The 17,931-nt window shown below is 39.8% G+C and carries 17 protein-coding genes; 5 read left to right on the forward strand and 12 right to left on the reverse strand.

Going from position 1 to position 17,931, the window contains the following annotated elements; translation table 11 throughout:
* Window positions 1-37 precede the first annotated feature (37 nt).
* Both VPNCDNU1_RS26065 and VPNCDNU1_RS26070 read left to right on the forward strand, forming a co-directional pair.
* Complete coding sequence (locus VPNCDNU1_RS26065; protein WP_104403081.1) at window positions 38-952, forward strand: siderophore ABC transporter substrate-binding protein; 915 nt, start codon at window positions 38-40, stop codon at window positions 950-952.
* A 156-nt stretch (window positions 953-1,108) separates the two neighbouring features.
* Window positions 1,109-1,669: a sugar O-acetyltransferase gene (locus tag VPNCDNU1_RS26070; protein WP_104403082.1), complete on the forward strand. Its 561-nt coding sequence runs from the start codon at window positions 1,109-1,111 to the stop codon at window positions 1,667-1,669.
* 161 nt (window positions 1,670-1,830) lie between these two features.
* On the opposite strand, the gene VPNCDNU1_RS26075 is transcribed toward VPNCDNU1_RS26070, so the two are convergent.
* From VPNCDNU1_RS26075 to VPNCDNU1_RS26120, 10 genes are all read right to left on the reverse strand, one after another.
* Window positions 1,831-2,376 carry a hypothetical protein gene (locus VPNCDNU1_RS26075; RefSeq protein WP_104403083.1) on the reverse strand — a complete coding sequence of 182 codons (546 nt, stop codon included), beginning with the start codon at window positions 2,374-2,376 and terminating at the stop codon, window positions 1,831-1,833.
* Window positions 2,376-2,915: a YaeQ family protein gene (locus VPNCDNU1_RS26080; RefSeq protein WP_104403084.1), complete on the reverse strand. Its 540-nt coding sequence runs from the start codon at window positions 2,913-2,915 to the stop codon at window positions 2,376-2,378. The genes VPNCDNU1_RS26075 and VPNCDNU1_RS26080 overlap by 1 nt, the downstream gene beginning before the upstream one ends.
* A gap of 154 nt (window positions 2,916-3,069) precedes the next feature.
* Entirely contained in the window at window positions 3,070-4,341 is a 1,272-nt protein-coding gene (locus VPNCDNU1_RS26085; RefSeq protein WP_104403085.1) for a sensor histidine kinase, read from the reverse strand.
* An 11-nt stretch (window positions 4,342-4,352) separates the two neighbouring features.
* On the reverse strand, window positions 4,353-4,931 hold the full coding sequence (locus tag VPNCDNU1_RS26090) for a chemotaxis protein CheC (RefSeq protein ID WP_104403086.1): 579 nt from the start codon (window positions 4,929-4,931) through the stop codon (window positions 4,353-4,355).
* Window positions 4,928-5,287, reverse strand: a complete 360-nt coding sequence (locus VPNCDNU1_RS26095) for a response regulator (protein ID WP_104403087.1) — start codon at window positions 5,285-5,287, stop codon at window positions 4,928-4,930. The genes VPNCDNU1_RS26090 and VPNCDNU1_RS26095 overlap by 4 nt, the downstream gene beginning before the upstream one ends.
* Before the next feature lie 37 nt (window positions 5,288-5,324).
* Window positions 5,325-6,443 carry an HDOD domain-containing protein gene (locus VPNCDNU1_RS26100; RefSeq protein ID WP_104403088.1) on the reverse strand — a complete coding sequence of 373 codons (1,119 nt, stop codon included), beginning with the start codon at window positions 6,441-6,443 and terminating at the stop codon, window positions 5,325-5,327.
* A 48-nt stretch (window positions 6,444-6,491) separates the two neighbouring features.
* Window positions 6,492-7,787 carry an HD domain-containing phosphohydrolase gene (locus VPNCDNU1_RS26105; RefSeq protein WP_104403089.1) on the reverse strand — a complete coding sequence of 432 codons (1,296 nt, stop codon included), beginning with the start codon at window positions 7,785-7,787 and terminating at the stop codon, window positions 6,492-6,494.
* Between the two features lie 161 nt (window positions 7,788-7,948).
* A complete protein-coding gene (locus tag VPNCDNU1_RS26110; RefSeq protein ID WP_104403090.1) occupies window positions 7,949-8,908 on the reverse strand; it encodes a sensor histidine kinase in 960 nt (319 codons plus the stop codon).
* A 128-nt stretch (window positions 8,909-9,036) separates the two neighbouring features.
* Window positions 9,037-10,716, reverse strand: coding sequence for a HAMP domain-containing sensor histidine kinase (locus tag VPNCDNU1_RS26115; protein WP_104403091.1), 1,680 nt, complete (start codon window positions 10,714-10,716; stop codon window positions 9,037-9,039).
* A 4-nt stretch (window positions 10,717-10,720) separates the two neighbouring features.
* A complete protein-coding gene (locus VPNCDNU1_RS26120) occupies window positions 10,721-11,542 on the reverse strand; it encodes a phosphate/phosphite/phosphonate ABC transporter substrate-binding protein (RefSeq protein WP_104403092.1) in 822 nt (273 codons plus the stop codon).
* Window positions 11,543-11,899: 357 nt separating this feature from the next.
* Between VPNCDNU1_RS26120 and VPNCDNU1_RS26125 the strand changes: the two genes are divergently transcribed.
* Window positions 11,900-13,159 carry an MDR family MFS transporter gene (locus tag VPNCDNU1_RS26125; protein WP_104403093.1) on the forward strand — a complete coding sequence of 420 codons (1,260 nt, stop codon included), beginning with the start codon at window positions 11,900-11,902 and terminating at the stop codon, window positions 13,157-13,159.
* An 86-nt stretch (window positions 13,160-13,245) separates the two neighbouring features.
* Here VPNCDNU1_RS26125 and VPNCDNU1_RS26130 read toward each other — a convergent pair whose 3' ends face one another.
* Both VPNCDNU1_RS26130 and VPNCDNU1_RS26135 read right to left on the reverse strand, forming a co-directional pair.
* The gene (locus VPNCDNU1_RS26130; protein ID WP_104403094.1) at window positions 13,246-14,550 is read right to left on the reverse strand and encodes an inosine/guanosine kinase; all 1,305 of its coding nucleotides are present in this window, start codon (window positions 14,548-14,550) and stop codon (window positions 13,246-13,248) included.
* Window positions 14,551-14,669: 119 nt separating this feature from the next.
* Complete coding sequence (locus VPNCDNU1_RS26135) at window positions 14,670-15,146, reverse strand: CreA family protein (RefSeq protein ID WP_104403095.1); 477 nt, start codon at window positions 15,144-15,146, stop codon at window positions 14,670-14,672.
* A 241-nt stretch (window positions 15,147-15,387) separates the two neighbouring features.
* Between VPNCDNU1_RS26135 and VPNCDNU1_RS26140 the strand changes: the two genes are divergently transcribed.
* Together VPNCDNU1_RS26140 and VPNCDNU1_RS26145 are read left to right on the forward strand one after the other, a co-directional pair.
* Window positions 15,388-15,924, forward strand: a complete 537-nt coding sequence (locus VPNCDNU1_RS26140) for a flavodoxin (protein WP_104403096.1) — start codon at window positions 15,388-15,390, stop codon at window positions 15,922-15,924.
* Window positions 15,925-15,986: 62 nt separating this feature from the next.
* Entirely contained in the window at window positions 15,987-17,798 is a 1,812-nt protein-coding gene (locus tag VPNCDNU1_RS26145) for an HD domain-containing phosphohydrolase (RefSeq protein WP_237324224.1), read from the forward strand.
* The last annotated feature ends 133 nt before the right edge of the window (window positions 17,799-17,931 follow it).

The raw sequence follows: 17,931 nt of genomic DNA on the forward strand, positions 1-17,931 counted from the left end.
TAAGGCAAAACTAGAATTAGTGAATTAAGGAAAGACAATGAAAACATCGCAAACCTTGCTGAAAAGTGCACTTATTGGATTAAGTGTACTGTTTGCCAGCGTCGCAACGGCAAAGTCCATTACGGTTGAGCATCAAATGGGTAAGACGACCTTAGAGTCTAAACCTCAAAATGTTGTGGTTTTAGGTCAAGATAGCCTCGATGTTCTTGATGCAATTGGTATTGAACCAGTAGGGGTTGTGAAGGGGCATTTGCCAACTTATCTGAGTAAGTATAAAGACGATAAGTATAAGGCTGCAGGGTCATTGTTCGAGCCTAATTTTGAAGCTATTTACAGCATGAAGCCTGACCTGATTATTGTTAGTAACCGTAGTTCAGGTTCTATGGAAGAGCTTTCTAAAATTGCACCTACAATCCTTTTCTTAGCCGATTCAAAAGACTACTGGGGTTCAACAAAGAAAGCTTGGCGTATGCTAGGAGATGTTTTTGAAAAACAAGATGTCATAGAAGCACTTATCCAAGACAAACAAAGACAAATCGAAGGGCTTCAAGAGTTATCAAAGAATTCTGGTTCTAAAGCGTTAGCTATCATTACTAGTGGCGGTAAAATTGGTGCATTTGGCTTAGAGTCTCGTTATGGTTACATTCATACGTTGTTTGGCTTCCAGCAGGCTGTCGAAGACATCAAAGCTAAGTCACACGGCGACAACATTAGCTATGAGTTCATTGCGAAGGCGAACCCTGATGTACTTATTGTTTTAGATCGTGATGAAGCTATCGGTGCATCGAAAGGTGACGCTAGGAAGCAACTTGATAACGCTCTTATCAAGAAAACCAATGCGTTCAAAAACAACAATATTACTTATGTTAGTGCACCTGTCTGGTACATTTCGGCAAGTGGTGTGACAGCAACTCAAATCATGATCGATGATATGAAGAAAGCGCACAATTAGCAGTTTTGATTTAAATAGTCGTTATTAATTCGATGCAGAAAAGTATAAAAAGACCGCAAAATGCGGTCTTTTTTTATGTCCTTTGATTTTGCCCTAATTTTGAAATGATTGATTTAGTTAGTATGAATTCTATATCGGTAAATTGAAGGTGCATGAATGTCCACTGAAAAAGAAAAGATGCTGGCGGGTGAATTATATGAGCCTTGGGATGATGAAATTCACAGCGAGCGCATTGCTTGTCGACGTTGGCTGCAAAAGTTAAATCAGAGCCTGCCAAATAGCAAAGAGTGGCAAGATGCTATTGCAGCACTGCTACCTGAAGCAAAGGGCGAGGTTTATTTAGAACCCCCTTTTTACTGTGATTATGGAAGTAATATTGTGGTGGGGGAGAACTTTTACGCAAACTTCGGCTGTACGATCTTGGACGCCAATTCAGTCGAAATTGGTGACAACGTTATGTTTGCGCCAAGCGTACAAGTGTATACCGCGACACACCCTTTAGACGTGAAAACACGCATAACCGAGGGCTTAGAGTATGCGAAGCCAATTCGTATTGGCGACAATGTATGGGTAGGGGGAGGCAGCATTATTTGCCCTGGCGTTACGATTGGAGATAACTCTGTTATTGGGGCTGGAAGCGTCGTAACGAAAGATATTCCTAGCAATGTTGTTGCTGCAGGTAACCCTTGTCGGGTTATTCGAAATATTGAACAATAACTGTTTATGTCTGTAGCGGAATAGCGCTGTGGAACGGTATAGTTTTTTGTTCTTTCTATCTTGAACACAGAAACAGAAAGGGAGCGTTTGCTCCCTTTAGATTTCTCATGGCAAATTGGAATGTTTACGTTGGCGTAAACTCACGTTACCCAGTTACCCAGTTACCCAAAGGTTTTCGAGAACCAAGAAGAAACCTTGGAAAATACCGAATGTTTCGCAACCGCCGAATTGTGAGACTTACCTATGTAGAAAGCTTTCATCAAATCGGTACGTGTTTTCTCCGTATTGGAGCCCTCTATCTTTGTTAGCACTTCACTGGTCTGAGTGGCGTGATCATTGGCTAGGCTGAAATCCATTTGCAGATAGCCTTGCAGCAACAGCCATAATCGCGTACAGCAAAGTAGATCTTTCGGCAGTTCAACACTGAATTTATTGGAATGCTCATTACCCAAGGTATTTTGAATAATGTCCCCCATACTTTTTAGTGTATCGGCTTGTGTTTCAATATTAACCATTAGCTCCATCTGAGCTTTTGTTAGCGTCCCAAGAGCCATATCAAAAGGGCTTTTCTCTGGGTTATTTTGACAAGCCTGGCTGAATATTGCGTCGCATGTTTTGATGATACTACGGCTTCTGACTTGGTCTTCATCTGACAGTGTTAACTCATTCATGCCAGCAGACGATAAAATCTCAGTTAGATTGGTCATTAGGATGCGTCTTTTAGCGTTTCCCAAACAATCTCGCAATCACCGTTATCTGCGGTAACAAACACAGAGTTACCTGTTAGCATTACCGATAAGTCCATAGTGCGAGTGACCAAAGAGGCGAGTTGTTCAATGCCATCCCAATCGAGTCGGGTGACAGAGGCATCTAACATACCAATCTTGCCTTGGTTTTGATTCCACCAAACATTCGACTTGGTGTTAAAGCTGTATACGTGCACTTTTTTTGCCAAGCGTGTGGATTTTTTGATTCGATCTACGTCTGGTTCGCCGACATCTATCCAAAGTTGGATTTGGTCATCTAAGCTTTTTTGCCAGATATCCGGTTCCTCAATACTTGATAGACCTTTGGTAAATTCAAGCCCTTCCTGAGCATTCAAACAAAACGCGACGACTCTAGCCATCATGCGCTGTTCATTTTCAGAAGGGTGTTGAGCAATCGTTAGGTTTAAAGAGTCGTAATAATCTCTGTTCATATCCGTTAACGTGATACGAAATTTGTAAATGGTAGGTTTAAGAGCCACAGTTTTTGTCTTTAAGAGAGGGTATGAAGGTATTGTACTCTAATATCTATGCTTTAACGCGTAAAAATGGTCGTCAGTTGATTTTGCTAACGTTTACCAAAATAGTATTCAATACTGAGGTTGAAAGAGCTAACTAATGTGCGATACCAATGAGTTAACCGGAATTTATGGGTAGTGTGATTATGAATGTTGTGCCCTGACCAATTTTACTTTCTACATCAATATTGCCTTTATGATTTTTTATAATGCCATAAGATACGGATAGACCTAGACCGGTTCCATCTCCAACGGGCTTTGTCGTGAAAAAAGGATCAAATATTTTGGAAATAATCTGATTTGGGATACCGTTTCCATTGTCGGAAATGGAGATTTTTACGTTATCATTTTTCTTTTGAACTTTAATTGATATTTTTCCTACATCATCAATCGCTTGGCTAGCATTCATTAGGATGTTGAGAATGACCTGATTGACTTGCATTGGCTGGCAATACACCTTGGGGAGATCGCAGTCGTAGTCTGTTTGAACTTCGATATTATATTTTATTTGGTTGTTCATGATTTTCAGCGTTGCTTCAATGCCTTCTTTGATACACGACTCTGTCCATTCAGCTTTGTCCACATGTGAAAAATCTTTCAAATTCTTAACTATCGACATCACTCTCGATGCTCCTTCAAGGGACTCACTAAGTAAGTCGGAGACATCGTCTTTTATAAAGTCGACTTGATAGTCATTTAATATGGACTGTATCTTTGTATGCAAATTTGGTGTTGAAGTGGCTAGGGTTTCAATTTTGCCTAATGCTGAAAGTAAGTCATCAGTGTACGTTTTTAGTGTTTGTAGGTTGGAATTAACAAACCCTACTGGATTGTTAATTTCATGGGCAATCCCTGCGGATAACTGACCAATTGAAGCCATTTTCTCTGATTGAATCAATTGGGTCTGCGTCTCTTCAAGCTTTTTAATCAAATGCACTTGCTCTTCGTGCTCTTGCTTTATCTTATTTTTTGCAGAAACAAGTTGATGTTGCTGACTTGCCTGAATTGTGGCGTCGTGGACGCATATACAAACATGGTCAATTTCACCATTGTCACTGTGAAATGGAATGACTTCGATGTTTTGGAACATTTTGTCTTCTTGACCCGAAACTGGTCTAGAACTTTTAAAAGGGAGCACATGTGGTTTTTGTTCCCACGAAGAAAAACTTGGGCTTTCAATAACAAGGGCTGTATCTATTTTTCTTTTTAAAAACTGCGCAGCATCAGGAAATATTTTAAGGATATCTGACCCTGCCAACTGAAGCGAGTCGTAAACCGCTTGCGTCGAAAAGTAGTCATTAGCTTTTACTATTTTGTATTGTCGATTCACTATGCATATGGCAAATGAAAATTGATCAATTAAATCTGATAGTAACAATTTTCCTTTCATTGCAACTCTCCTTACATTAACTCATCAAGTTGCTCTATAACATTTTCTAAATCGTTATCTGCAAAACATACGACAGTCTTTGCCTCAAATGATGCTTCTTCTACGATAAAAGAAATCTCCATAATTAAAGCGAGATGCCAATCTGAAAGGGGGAGGGGTTGTTTAGATGGTTCAAAAATAACAGGAGAATGAATTTTCGTAGTGAGTTCCATCTGTTGACTTAACCCTTTCAAGCTAGCTCCAGATAAAATGTTTGAAACATCTAAGATGGAGTCGGCAATGAGATCGACGCTGGCGCTTTCCGTCTCTTCATTTAATGACAACACCACTTTGTGGCAACCTTCTTTCGAAAGGAGTGTTATCAATTCACCATCTATACCACCAAAGAAAGATTGACGTGTAAAATAGTGTGTGGACTCTAGCTTCTCGATTTCTAACAAATCGTCATCGTTTGCTACACGAATATTGGGAATAGAAAGAGTGACATGAAGGTCAATTAGTGTTGCAAGCTTGCTAGCGGCTCTTCCCATTGAGATATTCATGAGCTCTTGAAGCGCGTCTTTGTGATCGGGCGTAAATTCACTGTTCATAATAAGCCCACCTCATGTAAAGCTTCGTCAAGAAGATTCTTATCAATCGGTTTTTTCAAAAACTTTGCAGCACCGAGTCGATTCACTCGCTCTTGAGCTTTGGGTTGGATATCTGCACTAACGACAAATATAATGCTTTTTGCGTCTTGTTCATGAAGATATTCGAGAACTTCAAAGCCATCCATTTCAGGCATAGTGAGGTCAAGGAACAGTATATCCGCCTTTCCTTGTTCATATAACTCTATTGCTTCTCTGCCATTAACGCCTTCACTTATATTGTCAGTCCAATGTTCGGGGAGTACACGTATCACAGATTTTCGGGATAACTTTGAATCATCGACTACGGAAACTTTCATAGCCTACCTCCATATTTCGAGAGATTTGTTAATGGCTTTATACTAATGTTAATGTTTTATATGCTATTTTTTTCAATTTTAAATTATCAATTGTCATTAGAAATTTTGATGCATCGTTCTTTTCCATCTGAAATATTTTTTGTGAGATATACAATATGTTGCTTAAGGTGCAATTGCGATCATTTGTGTCTCTATATTTGTCGCAACGTATAAGGGTGTCACTGATTTCCAATTGCATTCCCCATAAAGTTGACAGGTAAGATGAAACTAAAGCGGTGGTCGTATAGCCAGAAATTTTTTCATCTTGTTGCTTAAGAAAATCAGAGTGATTACAAACGATTACACCTAGTGAATGCATAAGAGCTGCTGTAAACAAGTTGCTTTGAGTGTCTACTGGCAAAGCCATATTACTAGCGATAGATTTTGCTAATGTTGCGATTTGAAAGGCTTTGTCGGCTTCCTCTTTGTGATCAGCTCTGTTTATCAAATAGGAACCTTTAAACTCACATAAAAGTGTCATTGCTATATCGATTAAATTATCGGTTCCAATGCGGGCAATGGCTTCACTTAGATCGGATGTGGAAACGCGAAAACCAAGATAGGCTGAATTTGCAACTTGGACGATGCGAGCCGCAAGGCTTGGTTCTGCTGCAACAATGGAAGCAGCATCTTGAATGGTACAACCTTTTTTAAGTTTAGTTTTGAGGCGCCTAACGGACTCTGTGAGTATGGGCAAATCAATTTTTCCCAGATGTGCTCGGAAGTCGTCATTTATAGGAAGTTGAAAAAGTCTTTCCGTACATTCCAGTAATTTTAGGTAATCATCATCTTGGCAAGGCTTCGAGAGTACAAAGTGAGAGTATTTGTGGGCAAGTTGATAGGTCTTTGTATCAACGTCACCTGTTAGTAATGCACGAATACAATGGGAGTGATTCGCTTTAAAATGGTTTAGGACTGTTTCTCCATTTGTGTGGGGCATCAGCATATCTGTTAACACAACATGTATTGGCAGCGCTTGCTCCCTATGCGCTAACACCGCTTTTGAATCGACCTCGGAGTATATCTTCCATTCTGGGCGTAGCCTTCTTAGAGTTCTTACGGTTGCTCTTAGGGAAAGCTGGTCGTCATCAATGCATAATATGTTCAATTGAGTCATTGCATTTCCTAAATATTTCTGAAAATAACTGAATTTCTTGCTTGTCCACTAGATGAAAAACGCTAATTGGATTCCAGCTTGATTCTCAATATCGCGAAGTCTAGCTATGGTTGCCTGATTTATTTCGCTGCCTGCAGTAAGCACTGTTGTACCATTTTGGAGCGTAAGATCTTGCTTCAATATGTCACCATCTTTTAATTCATTGGAACTGACACAATACTCTATTTCATGCATATCATCTTGAGGTCTTACCTTCATTACTTCACTAAACGCCTTAACAACGTTACGGTCATACACCTTCCCACAGTGATTTTCTAAATATTTAGCAGCCGCAAACGGTGACTTTTTTGAAAGATTGTTTTCACCAGCAATCATATATTCATAGTCTTTTACTACTCTTATTATCCGAGAGGAAAGCGGGATATCTTCGCCTTTCAAATGGTCTGGAAAACCAGTTCCATCGTAATTTTCATCTTGAAATCTTATAACGGGTGCTAGGCTTTGAAATTTTTTCAAACTGGTTAGAATTTCTGCACCGAGCTCAGGATTGTTAGAGGGCGCTATGTGAGTGTGCTGGAAGTTTTGAGTCGATTGATTGTTGTCTTTTCCTATTAGTCCCAGCTTATGCATAATTGCACCGAGATAAGTTTGATTGATTTGTGTTTCATTGCTATCAAGAAAAATTGCGACTTGTTTACTTAGATAAGCGATTCGATCTAAAGACTGAGAAGTTGTTCCAACTCTATGCCCAACAAGCGATGTAACTAGAGAAAGCACATCTTTGAGTAATGTTGATCTGGTTTTCACCGAAAGTTCTAATTTCTTGTGTGAGTCTTTTAATGCGGCTGTTCTGGCTTGAACTTTTTCTTCTAAAGATGAATTTGCCTTGTTTAGCTCTTCATTTTTCTCTTCTAACTCAGATGCAAGCCTTAATCGCTCCTCTTGAAGCTCGTAAAACTCATGCGAACGAATCAAAGTTAGCTTAAGGTTTTCATTATCCCAAGGTTTGCAAAGGTAATTATTCACACCACCTTCGTTGATTGCCCGCATTGTTGCATCAATGTCGGCATAACCGGTTAGAAGTACCCTTACGCTATTGGGCTGCATTTTTTTTGCCTGTGCAAAGAAGTCGGCACCATCCATTTCGGGCATTCTCATATCAGAAACCATTAAGGGAACTGGATGGTCTTCTAAGTGAGCTAGAGCATGGTGAGGGTCTGTAAAAGAGATGACATCAAAATCTCGTCGCAAAACTCTAGTTAGAGCTCTAATAATATCTTCTTCATCATCTAACAGAAGTAGTTTGGGCTTTTTCTTAAATGTTTCAGCATTTATTCCATCCATGGTGATCTCCACTACTTGTTAATTTTTCATTACTTTAAGAGTAGTTGATATATAGTGACTGGCAAAGAAAACGGTATTTTCTTGAGCTGAATTTGATATGACTATTTGAATACTGCAGATCTAGAACAGTCCCTTAGGTATAAGCAAAAGTACAACTCGTCTTACATCCCTGGAAGCAAAATAGTAAAAGTCGTACCTATGCCAACTTCACTCGCTACTTCTATAGAACCTTTGTGATTTTTTATTATTTCATAACTTATTGATAAGCCCAGCCCAGTACCTTTTCCTACTTCTTTTGTTGTGAAAAACGGTTCAAAGATATGAGCAAGATCTTCTGCCTTTATGCCTTTTCCTGTGTCTTTAATACTTATTTTTACCCAATCTTTGTCACCCATATCTATGGGTTCTGTTGTGATAGTGAATACTCCTTTATCTGGTGTCGCGTGTTTTGCATTTACAAAAAGGTTAATGAATACTTGCTGTAGCTGAGAGTATGAGCCTTTAACACTGGGTATATTCTGTATGTTTTTATTTACGGCAATAGAATGTTTGAGTTCGCTATGTACCACATTAAGAGAGTTTTCTAAGCAATCTTGAATATTGACCTCTGCGTATTCGCTAGTACCTTTGTGCGAGGCTTTTTTAAACGTAAGAGAAATTTCTTTTATTCTGTTTAATCCCTGTATCGTTTCGGACAACAACTCTTTTATGTCTACGATAGTTAGGGTAATCTCTGCCGACTGACGATGAGCTAAATAAGCCTGCAAACCTATAGCGCTGTCTTTATTCTGCAAGGCCACCTGATCGAGGTCGATCAAGTCTTGAATGTATGATCTGAGTTGATTCAAATTAGACATGGCGTAGCTAACTGGGTTATTTATTTCATGAGTGATACCAGCTGCTAGCTGTCCAATGGCTGCCATTTTTTCACTGTGGATCATTTGATCTCGTAAATTTTGAACGCTCAGCAGAGTTTCTTGTAGTTTCCCAAGACTTTCATACAGCTCTCTAGACTTAGTTTCTAAGAGTTTTTCAGCTTCTTTGCGTATTTTTTTTTCACGAGAATAAGCGCGCTTGTAATACTCAAGCTCTTCGTTTTTTGGTCCGCTTTTTTCATTCATATCAAATGATTCCTGTGAATTTTATAAAGATGCTTTTGAACGTTAGGACAATCATTTCTTATTGGGCATTCTCCACTTTGATTCAGTTTGTTGAATCAATAAAAGCTAGGGTCAACAAATCTAAGTAACTAAGGAGCATTTGTTCCCGTTTTTAATTCATTTAGTGGGCTCACGTGGTTTGAAGCATCAGCATGCTTAAAAACTTTTGGTAGAGTAATCGTTATGGTTGTACCCCGCTGAAGCTGACTTTCTACCTCAATACTTCCTTTGTGTTGCTCTACTATGTTGTGAGCAAGCGTTAAACCTAGCCCAGTTCCTTCACCGATGTTTCTAGAAGAAAAAAATGGATCAAATATTTGTGTTAGTTGTTTAGGTGCAATTCCAACACCACTATCTCTCACCATAATTTTTACTGATTGATCAACCAATTGTGTTTCTACTAAAACATGTTCTAAGGAATCTCCTTGCATAGATTGAAGCGCGTTTTTTAATACAGCATTGATGGCCTGTTTAAGTTCCGTCTGATTACACAACACAACACTTCTGATCGGAGTCTTCAAATCAATTTTGATTGAACTAGGGTACTCAAATTTGACTTGCTCACAACATTGTTTAAGTACCTCTTCTAGATTGGATTCTGTTTGGGGAGAATCTTTTTGGTACATCGAATAGCTCTTAAGCCCTAGAACTATATCTCTTACTCGGTGGGTATTCGTAATGGCATCCTTTAGTGCTTCTCCTATATCTTGTTCAATAAAATCCATATCTTGATAGTCGATCCATTCTTTCAAGGATACTATTGATTTCTCTCTTTTAATCTCATCTATTTCACTTAAGGCGTTAGACTGTAAGGCAACTAAATTTCTATAGCAGTCTAGGTATTCTCGAATCGTTTGAAGGTTGCTATCAACAGAGCCTATGGGGTTGTTGATTTCGTGGGCGAACCCTGCGGCCATGGTTCCGATTGAAGCCATCTTTTCACTTTGTATTAATTTGCCCTGAGTTTTTTTAAGCTTGTTGTTGGTATCAATTAAGTCTTCATTGTTCTGCTTCAATTCTACTGTTCTTTCTCGGACGGTATCCTCCAGTGAACTGTTAAGAGTTTCCAATTGCTGTTGGTAATTTTGACTGGCATTTTCTGAATTGGTCAGTTTTGTAACCATGGAGTTGAAAGCTTTAGCAAGATGCGATATTTCGTCGCTTCCAGAATCATCCACTTGAATATCTCGGCGCCCTTTTGCTAGCTTTTCAGCTGCTTTCTCTAATAGGGTTAACCGCTTTGTTAAAAAAGCTCCAAGAACATAAGAAAACAAAGCAACTAGAGCCATTTCACCTAGGACAATAAAAAAGCTCCATTTTTTGGCTTCATCTATTTGCTTATTTAAGTAAGTCATATCTAATCCAATACGTACTGATCCGTATTTGATTTCAGATTCTTGTATCGGATACGCTACGTCGAATACACCATCTGTTACATGCTCTGCAGTGAGCTCGGGTGAGGATTTTCCTTGAAGGTTATCGTGACCGAGTTTTGCGAGTGGACTGCCGTTTTCCCCAATTACCTCTACATATACAATGTCTGGATTAGACATGAGTTCCTGAGTGAATGATTCTAATGAAGCAAGATCCCATGATAAGACCGCATCTTTAACTGAACTTGCGAATAGTCTCGCTGTAGTTTCTCCGCGCTTAGTCAACCCCTCGTAGTTTGTTGTTTTGAGGAAATCTAAAGTGAGCGTTATCAGCATCGCAAGTAGTACTGCTTCAATCAATGCGATCCCGAGTATGGTTTTCAGCCGGAGAGACATATTGTTATTGCTCCAAAAAATGGCTCAGTAATTTAATATCAAGTGATCTTACGTCATCCCAATCGCTGTCCTTAGCTTCTGAAATCGCTTTAAAGTTAATGGTTTTCAAAAGTTTTAACCCTTCTGGGCTGTTATTCATCTCGAGTATTACGGAACGTATATCGCTAATCACTTGTGGGTCTAAGGTAGGTAAAGCGGCAAAGGCGTGAGGGGTATACTCTGGAGTATCCCAGAGAACTTTGAGTGACGAGCGAACTTTTGGTGATGTGTTGTTAAATGTTCGATAAACTCCGCCTCCTGCTGGGAATATACCTTTCGATACAGCGAGATAAACAGAATCGTGAGATGAAACATAAGTGGGTTTGAAGTTGATCCCATCTTGTGCCATTTTGGCTCGTGGCAAGACGCTTGCCGCAAAGGCTGCTGGTGATGGAAAAGCAAGATTTTTCTTGTTTAGCTCACTTAACTCTTGTATTGGGCTGTCGTTCTTAACAACAATTATCCCTTTTATTTTTTTGTCTTTCTGTTTTGCGAATGCTTCATAGCCAGGACGTACACTGAAAACGGTGTAGTGATAAGGATTCATGTAAGCGAGATCGTATTGACCTTCAAGTAGGCGCTTTTCAAACGTAGGTATGTCTTTTGCGGTAGCAAACAAAATAGTGTGACCAGTTTTTTCGCTTATGTATTTAAAAATAGGTCCCCATTTGGCGGCTAATTTTTTTGCTGATTGCTGCGGTACTATTCCAAATGTTAACTCTGCAGACCAAATTGATGAAGAGAACAAGAAAGCAATAAGTAGAAAATAAGTGCGAGTTGTATACATGATTGACCTTACGAGTTACCTAAATGTTTAATACTAAAAAGATAGTACATAACTTTTAGATTGGAAATTTGTAGAAGAAATCTGCTTGTAACTATTTCAAGTTTAACTGTGATAATTAATTCTGAAGCTCGACAGTAATCCGCATAGCGTTTTCAGTAGAATCTATTGATATACAGTTAGTTTATTAAAAAAAACGTTCACATGTTTCTTTGATAGAAAACACGTATCTAAGATAATGGGGAACAGCTGCACATGTTTTTGCTCTTAAGAAAGCAGAAAACTCTGGATATTCAAGAGTAAGATCAGCTTGAACACCATCCCAATGGATGCAAATTACATTTATCAAAAGGAAAGGTAATGGGAGAAAAAGGCGGTCAGGGAACTCTATTCCAGTGGCAACGAATTCAACGGTTTAACTTCACTATCTGGACAGTGCTCAGTGGCACTTTACTAGCAAGAACCAGCTACTTCATGGCTTGGCCTTATTTAATTGTATTTCTATATCAAGACTATAATGCGACGGCTTTAGAAGTCGGCGGGATGCTTGCAGCTTCCGGATTAGTTGGTGTGTTCACTGGGCTTTATTCGGGTTACCTTTCTGATAAGTTTGGGCGAAAATGGGTCATGATTGCTGGCAGCGCGATTGCGGCACTAGCGTACAGCGGCATAGGTGTCGCGAATGAAATTTGGCAGTTTTTTGTGTTACTCACTCTGTGTGGGTTAATGCGCCCTATGATTGAAGCGCCAGCCAAAGCGGTAATTGGCGATAACTTGAGTGATGTTAAAGATCGCGAGCTTGCTTTGAATATTCGTTACTTCATTCTCAATCTTGGTGGTGCTATCGGGCCGCTTATTGGCATTACGTTAGCACTCGCTGCTCCGCAGCAACTTTTTATTGTTACAGGGGTGACTTACCTATTATTCGGCGCTTGGTTGTGGTTAAGCTTTTTGCGTTGTCCTGAAACAACAAAAAGTGAAGGTGGTGAGATGCCTGATTTTAAAGCAACGGTGAAAGTCATCGCACGCGACAAAATCTTTCAAATCCTATTAATCGCCAACCTGATCATGATGTTTGTTTATGCTCAGTTAGAATCCTCTTTGCCTCAAGTTTTAGTGCGAAGTTCCTTACCAGATGCGGCAACGCTAATCGCTACTCTAGTGTTAGTGAATACTCTTACGATTATTGTATTTCAGTTCCCCATGCTTAAATTGATGGAGCGTTTTCCATTATTCATGCGAACACGAATCGGCATGCTTTTAATGGGATTGGGTCAAGTTGCTTTTATCTTAACGCCAGAAAACTGGGTGCTTGGTTGGGCTTTAGGTTGTTTCATTGTCAGCCTTGGTGAAGTCATCGCATTCCCAACCTTGAGTGTGCAAATCGATCAGCTCGCGCCGGAGCATTTAAGAGGATCTTACTTTGGGGCGGCAGCCATTTATTCTTTAGGTTTTGCCATCGCGCCACTAGTAGGAGGGGCAATGCTGGATACACTCGATGCCGACTGGCTATGGGCTCTTTGTATTGGTTTGTGTGGTGTTATGATTTGGTTGTACAAACGGGTAGAAGCTCGGTCTTTTGAGCAAGACGCATTAAAAGAATCCTTAGCAAGATCATGAGCAGGTGAACCGAGAGCAAAAATAGCTTGTTCGAAAATCAAAAACGGGGCTTTAAGCCCCGTTTTCATTGTATTTTCAATAAGGTTCTACCTATCCCAATAGGTTTCTTCCAAGCTGTCTTCTCGTTCAGGTAATGCGCGGTTTAAGCGAGGAGAATGTTGGGTAAGCACTTCATAACTCACTCGGTTGGCGTATTTACATATTTGTGAGAGGGAAGAGTAGCTTAAGAAATTTTGCTCATGCTTACTCGAATTGGGCACATTAGACTTGTGATACTGATTAGCAGCCATATCGTGCAACAAAGAAGAAAGTGCAGCATCACCTGCTCCGTTGGTATTCTTGATTTCAAGAGGACCACCGAGGTAAGGCGCAATATGAGAGTACACCTTTAGAGGGTTACGGCATTCTTCTTTTTTAATCGAGCGGCTAAATTCGTATTTATTGAATTCAGCAATATTGCCCGGTAACAACGGGAAAGTTGTTTCGCGTTTGCTTTCATCTTCCGTATATCCCGCCATATATAAGCCCACAGGACCAGCAGTACACAAAACAAGGTCGACCCACTCAAGCGCTTTATCGGCAGCCAGTAGAGGATCTTTTTCGCCAGTTAGTGCTTCACCTTCATCTTCATTCATGGCAACAACAGTGACGTTTTCTTTTAGGTATTCTTGCCACCACGTCTCGTTACCCTCGATGACGTACTTCGTCCCCAAAGTCAGAACGACAGGAATATCATGCTTTTTCGCTAGCTCAACGGCTCGCTGAACTGCTTGTGGCATTGGATCCGTTGGCTCTCCTCTCATCAAGTAAGAAGAAACCACCAACGCGGCTGACTTTTTGAATACTTTTTCAGGAATGCTTTCAGGTGACAACTGATTCATTTGCCCGACGTTTAAGGCAAATGTTCGCTCACCGTCATCTGAGATCAATGTATAGCAGCGACCAATAGGGCCATCTACCGTTTGAAGATAATTCAAATCCATACGAGAAGACGTATTGCATAAGTAGCGATAAGCATAAGAGCCGACTTCGATGTTTTTGCTCATTACGCCTAATAAAACAGATTTGCTATCCGCCAATACAGAGTAATTGTGAAGTGTGTTACCGATAGTGTCGCCAGGGTACTCATGAGTAATCAGGTTTTTCTCGGTCAGTTCACGGTATAAGGCATCCGCCTTTTGTTCTTCCAATACCAGAGAATGACCTTTGCTCAAGTCATACCGTTCAAGAAAGTCATCATCAACTCTCGCTTCGATATCCACAATGGTTTGACCTACGCCAATAATGGTAGGGCGACTTAACTTTGGTGTTTGGCGAATCTGATTAACAAGTGGATCACGAGAATGGGTAGGGAAATAATGTTTGGACTTACGCTGACCGGGAAATTTCATGCTGATACAAGCGACATTTGAAAAACGAAGCGCGGATTCTACACAAATTTAAAACTCAAGTCACCCCAAGTTGAGGAGGTTGAATCCCTACTTGGGGTGACTTCTATATATGGTTGTTTTTATTGCTGAATATCGGTTTTTTCAACAAATGCCTTTGTTCCCCAAAGAGGAACGGTCGATAAACTGTGCTTGAAGCTACCCGTCGTTTCCTTTGTTGAATAGGAAAGGTACATCAAAGTCTGAGTATTTGGATCATAAATACGTCGAATCTTCATGCTTTTAAAAAAGATGCTTTTTGATTTTTTAAATACCACCTCACCAGATTTTGATTTATCAATTTGTGCAATCATTTCCGGTGTAATATCACCCGTTTGGCGACATGAAATCGAGCTGTCACTTGGATCGGATAGGCTCAAATCTGCTTCTATACTCGCAACATGGCAGGTAACACCTGTAACCACAGGGTCCGCCCATGTATTTAGCTTAATGTCTTTCAGGGTGAACCAGCCCAGTCCTACATCACCGACTTCGTCGCTGCTGTCACACGCCGTTAATCCAAAAGCGAGTAGGGGAACAATCGCAAGTTTTTTCAACATATTAGATCCCAATTATTTAACCATTAGTTATCCATCAACCTACAACATTAAGCGGATTCCTGCGAGCAATAAATACCCATAAGGCTAACAAGTATTGCTTTTTGAACACGTTAAAGGAAGCTAGGGTGCATAAGTTATTGTGGTTGCTGGTGGTGGCCTGTATGCTCTCTGCATGTAGTTCATCACTCAATGGCACTTGCAACACGTGCATTTGCGTAATTTGGGGAAAAGGCATAAGCATTTGAGTAATCAAAACGAAGAACATCAAGCACTAGTAGAAAGAAAAAACCAGTGGTTGTACTCGCAAGTCGACGTAAAGTATCCAACAAAAGAAAGTTTGGCTGGGCGTAAACTCTATCAGCATTTTCAATCCAACAAAGCTTATAGCACTGAATCATCGAATCCGTCTTTTACTAGCAACATTGCTGACGACCTTTTTATCGTCGATTTTCACCGCCTGACGATTTGCTTCGCAACGTTATATTCCAACCTCTGGGAAGACAAAGATTCTCAATCTCTCATCATCGAGTTTTTAACTCAAATAATATTAGAACCAGACTTTCCCATTATTATTGGGTTTAAGAATGGTGAACCCATTGGGTGCGCTTTAGGTACGATTTGGGATAAGGAAATATTGATCTCCGACATATATTTGTTGAATGAGAGAAAAGACAGTTATCTTAATTTTGTTCAGCAAATTGTTAATTTTACAGGTAATAATTTTGATGTTGATAAATACATAGTTGAACATCGCGAATCTCGGTTGATTACTTCATAGACAGTACTTTTCATTATGTGATATGTTTCGCATTGTTTTGCAGATATATGCACGATTAGCTTATGAGATGTTCTTTCTTACTGACGTTGTTGACCTATTTAACCTGCTTGGTTTCTGCTCAGCTCTTTGCAAGTGAGCAGATAACCTCGGAGCAGATGAAGCTAGCCGCCGAAAGGGGAGAGCATGCACAGCATGTTCTTATATTGCATTCATACGCTCCCTCTTATGAATGGACAGCAGATATTCAGCAAGGCATCAATACCGCCTTTAAACATAGTGACGCTCTCATTGCTCCTTCCATCGAATATCTAGATTCCAAACGTATTCATGAAAAGTCTTATTATGAATCGTTTAAGCTGTTTCTTAAGCTTAAATATGAAAATTACCACTTTGATGGAATTATCGTAAGCGATGATAGAGCGCTTAGCTTTATTAAAAGCTTTGATGGTGAGCTTTTAAAAAATGTACCGATAGTTGCAATTGGTATTAATAATAAAAATGCATATTTAACTTCACTATCTGAAGCCGGTCATATTGTATACGAAGAAGATAATATATTAGATAATATTAAATTAATTATAAAAATAAGACCAAATATTAAAAAGTTGTATCTTCTTTCTGATAATAGTATGACATCGTCAATTGTTAGAGGCGAAATAAAGGCGCATATTCGACAGTTTAGAAATATTGAGCTAATCGAACTGACTGCGGAAACACTAGAACAAGCACAAAAAGTCCTAATGCACGCGTCTGAAAGTGACGCTGTTCTCTTAACACACTTCAACAGTGAACTAGAAAGTGGTGTGTTTCATAGCTACGATAAAATCGCGAGAAAAATCAGTCGTTCGAGTTCCGCCCCTGTATTTGTTCTTTGGCGACATAACATAAAAGGCGACATTCTAGGTGGTCGCGTCCAAGACCCGTATTCATTGGGTATCTATGCCGTTAAGCTGCTAGGAAAAGAGCTACCGTTGTTACTTTCTCCCTCTCTTCCAGATTCAAAACCGTATCAAGATCTATTCAATTACGACGCTCTCAATAAGTTCAATATTTCAAAATTCATGTTGCCCAAAAATGCTGAAATAGTGAATGAGCCCACTTCATTTGTCGAAGCGAACCTAAGAATACTTTTCATTTCGGGCAGTATCATTACCATTTTAGTCGTCATTATTGCGATGCAGTCTGTTTCAATTAGGCAAAAAAGGGAGCTTGCGAAGAAGAATCGAAAAATTTATGAACTGCAGGACAAAACGCTTAACGTTCAAAAGGACATGATTTATATCTTAGGTGAAGCAATTGAATCTCGTTCAGGGGAAACAGGCAACCACGTAAAGCGTGTTGCCAGCCTTTCTAGTAAGCTTGCCCAACTTTACGGTTTGGATAAATCTGAATGCGATCTAATAGAAGTAATTAGCCCAATGCACGACGTAGGAAAAATAGCCATACCAGAAGCGATTCTAGACAAACCTGGCAAGCTGACGGAGCAAGAATGGCAAGTGATGAAGACTCATACAATAAGTGGGTTTAATTTGCTCAATTCATCTGAGGGAGATGTTATGGCCCTTGCGGCTGTCGTAGCGCTAGAGCATCACGAGCATTGGGATGGTAATGGCTACCCAAATGGCAAGAAGGGGAAGGACATCCATATTTACGCTAGGATCACGGCAATCGCAGATGTATTCGATGCGCTTTTGAGCCAGCGGTGTTATAAAAGTGCATGGCATGCTTCTGACGTAAAAGAGCTGTTTATAGAAAAATGCGGGAAGCAGTTTGATCCGGAGATTTGCATGTTACTTATTGAAAATATAGAAGAATTTATAGAGTTGCGCCGCTACCATCCTGATAATGTTGTTCCTTTAGAGTATGCCATATAGTCTAAAATCACACTTAAACAAGACTTCGAGATACATAATCATAAGCATCGTGATCAAGATGCCACTTTAGATAGAAACTCGCGTTGCTAATAGCAGTTTTTATCAATTGATCTTTTCAAAAAAGAATGTCTGT

The organism is Vibrio penaeicida (assembly GCF_002933855.1).
Taxonomy (GTDB): Bacteria; Pseudomonadota; Gammaproteobacteria; order Enterobacterales; family Vibrionaceae; genus Vibrio; species Vibrio penaeicida_A.

What these genes read in the sequence shown, in the direction of transcription:
- VPNCDNU1_RS26065 (WP_104403081.1), top strand. Translation starts at nt 38, where the DNA reads ATGAAAACATCGCAAACCTTGCTGAAAAGTGCACTTATTGGATTAAGT.
- VPNCDNU1_RS26070 (WP_104403082.1), top strand. Translation starts at nt 1,109, where the DNA reads ATGTCCACTGAAAAAGAAAAGATGCTGGCGGGTGAATTATATGAGCCT.
- VPNCDNU1_RS26075 (WP_104403083.1), bottom strand. Translation starts at nt 2,376, where the DNA reads ATGACCAATCTAACTGAGATTTTATCGTCTGCTGGCATGAATGAGTTA.
- VPNCDNU1_RS26085 (WP_104403085.1), bottom strand. Translation starts at nt 4,341, where the DNA reads ATGAAAGGAAAATTGTTACTATCAGATTTAATTGATCAATTTTCATTT.
- VPNCDNU1_RS26090 (WP_104403086.1), bottom strand. Translation starts at nt 4,931, where the DNA reads ATGAACAGTGAATTTACGCCCGATCACAAAGACGCGCTTCAAGAGCTC.
- VPNCDNU1_RS26095 (WP_104403087.1), bottom strand. Translation starts at nt 5,287, where the DNA reads ATGAAAGTTTCCGTAGTCGATGATTCAAAGTTATCCCGAAAATCTGTG.
- VPNCDNU1_RS26100 (WP_104403088.1), bottom strand. Translation starts at nt 6,443, where the DNA reads ATGACTCAATTGAACATATTATGCATTGATGACGACCAGCTTTCCCTA.
- VPNCDNU1_RS26105 (WP_104403089.1), bottom strand. Translation starts at nt 7,787, where the DNA reads ATGGATGGAATAAATGCTGAAACATTTAAGAAAAAGCCCAAACTACTT.
- VPNCDNU1_RS26110 (WP_104403090.1), bottom strand. Translation starts at nt 8,908, where the DNA reads ATGAATGAAAAAAGCGGACCAAAAAACGAAGAGCTTGAGTATTACAAG.
- VPNCDNU1_RS26115 (WP_104403091.1), bottom strand. Translation starts at nt 10,716, where the DNA reads ATGTCTCTCCGGCTGAAAACCATACTCGGGATCGCATTGATTGAAGCA.
- VPNCDNU1_RS26120 (WP_104403092.1), bottom strand. Translation starts at nt 11,542, where the DNA reads ATGTATACAACTCGCACTTATTTTCTACTTATTGCTTTCTTGTTCTCT.
- VPNCDNU1_RS26125 (WP_104403093.1), top strand. Translation starts at nt 11,900, where the DNA reads ATGGGAGAAAAAGGCGGTCAGGGAACTCTATTCCAGTGGCAACGAATT.
- VPNCDNU1_RS26130 (WP_104403094.1), bottom strand. Translation starts at nt 14,550, where the DNA reads ATGAAATTTCCCGGTCAGCGTAAGTCCAAACATTATTTCCCTACCCAT.
- VPNCDNU1_RS26135 (WP_104403095.1), bottom strand. Translation starts at nt 15,146, where the DNA reads ATGTTGAAAAAACTTGCGATTGTTCCCCTACTCGCTTTTGGATTAACG.
- VPNCDNU1_RS26145 (WP_237324224.1), top strand. Translation starts at nt 15,987, where the DNA reads ATGAGATGTTCTTTCTTACTGACGTTGTTGACCTATTTAACCTGCTTG.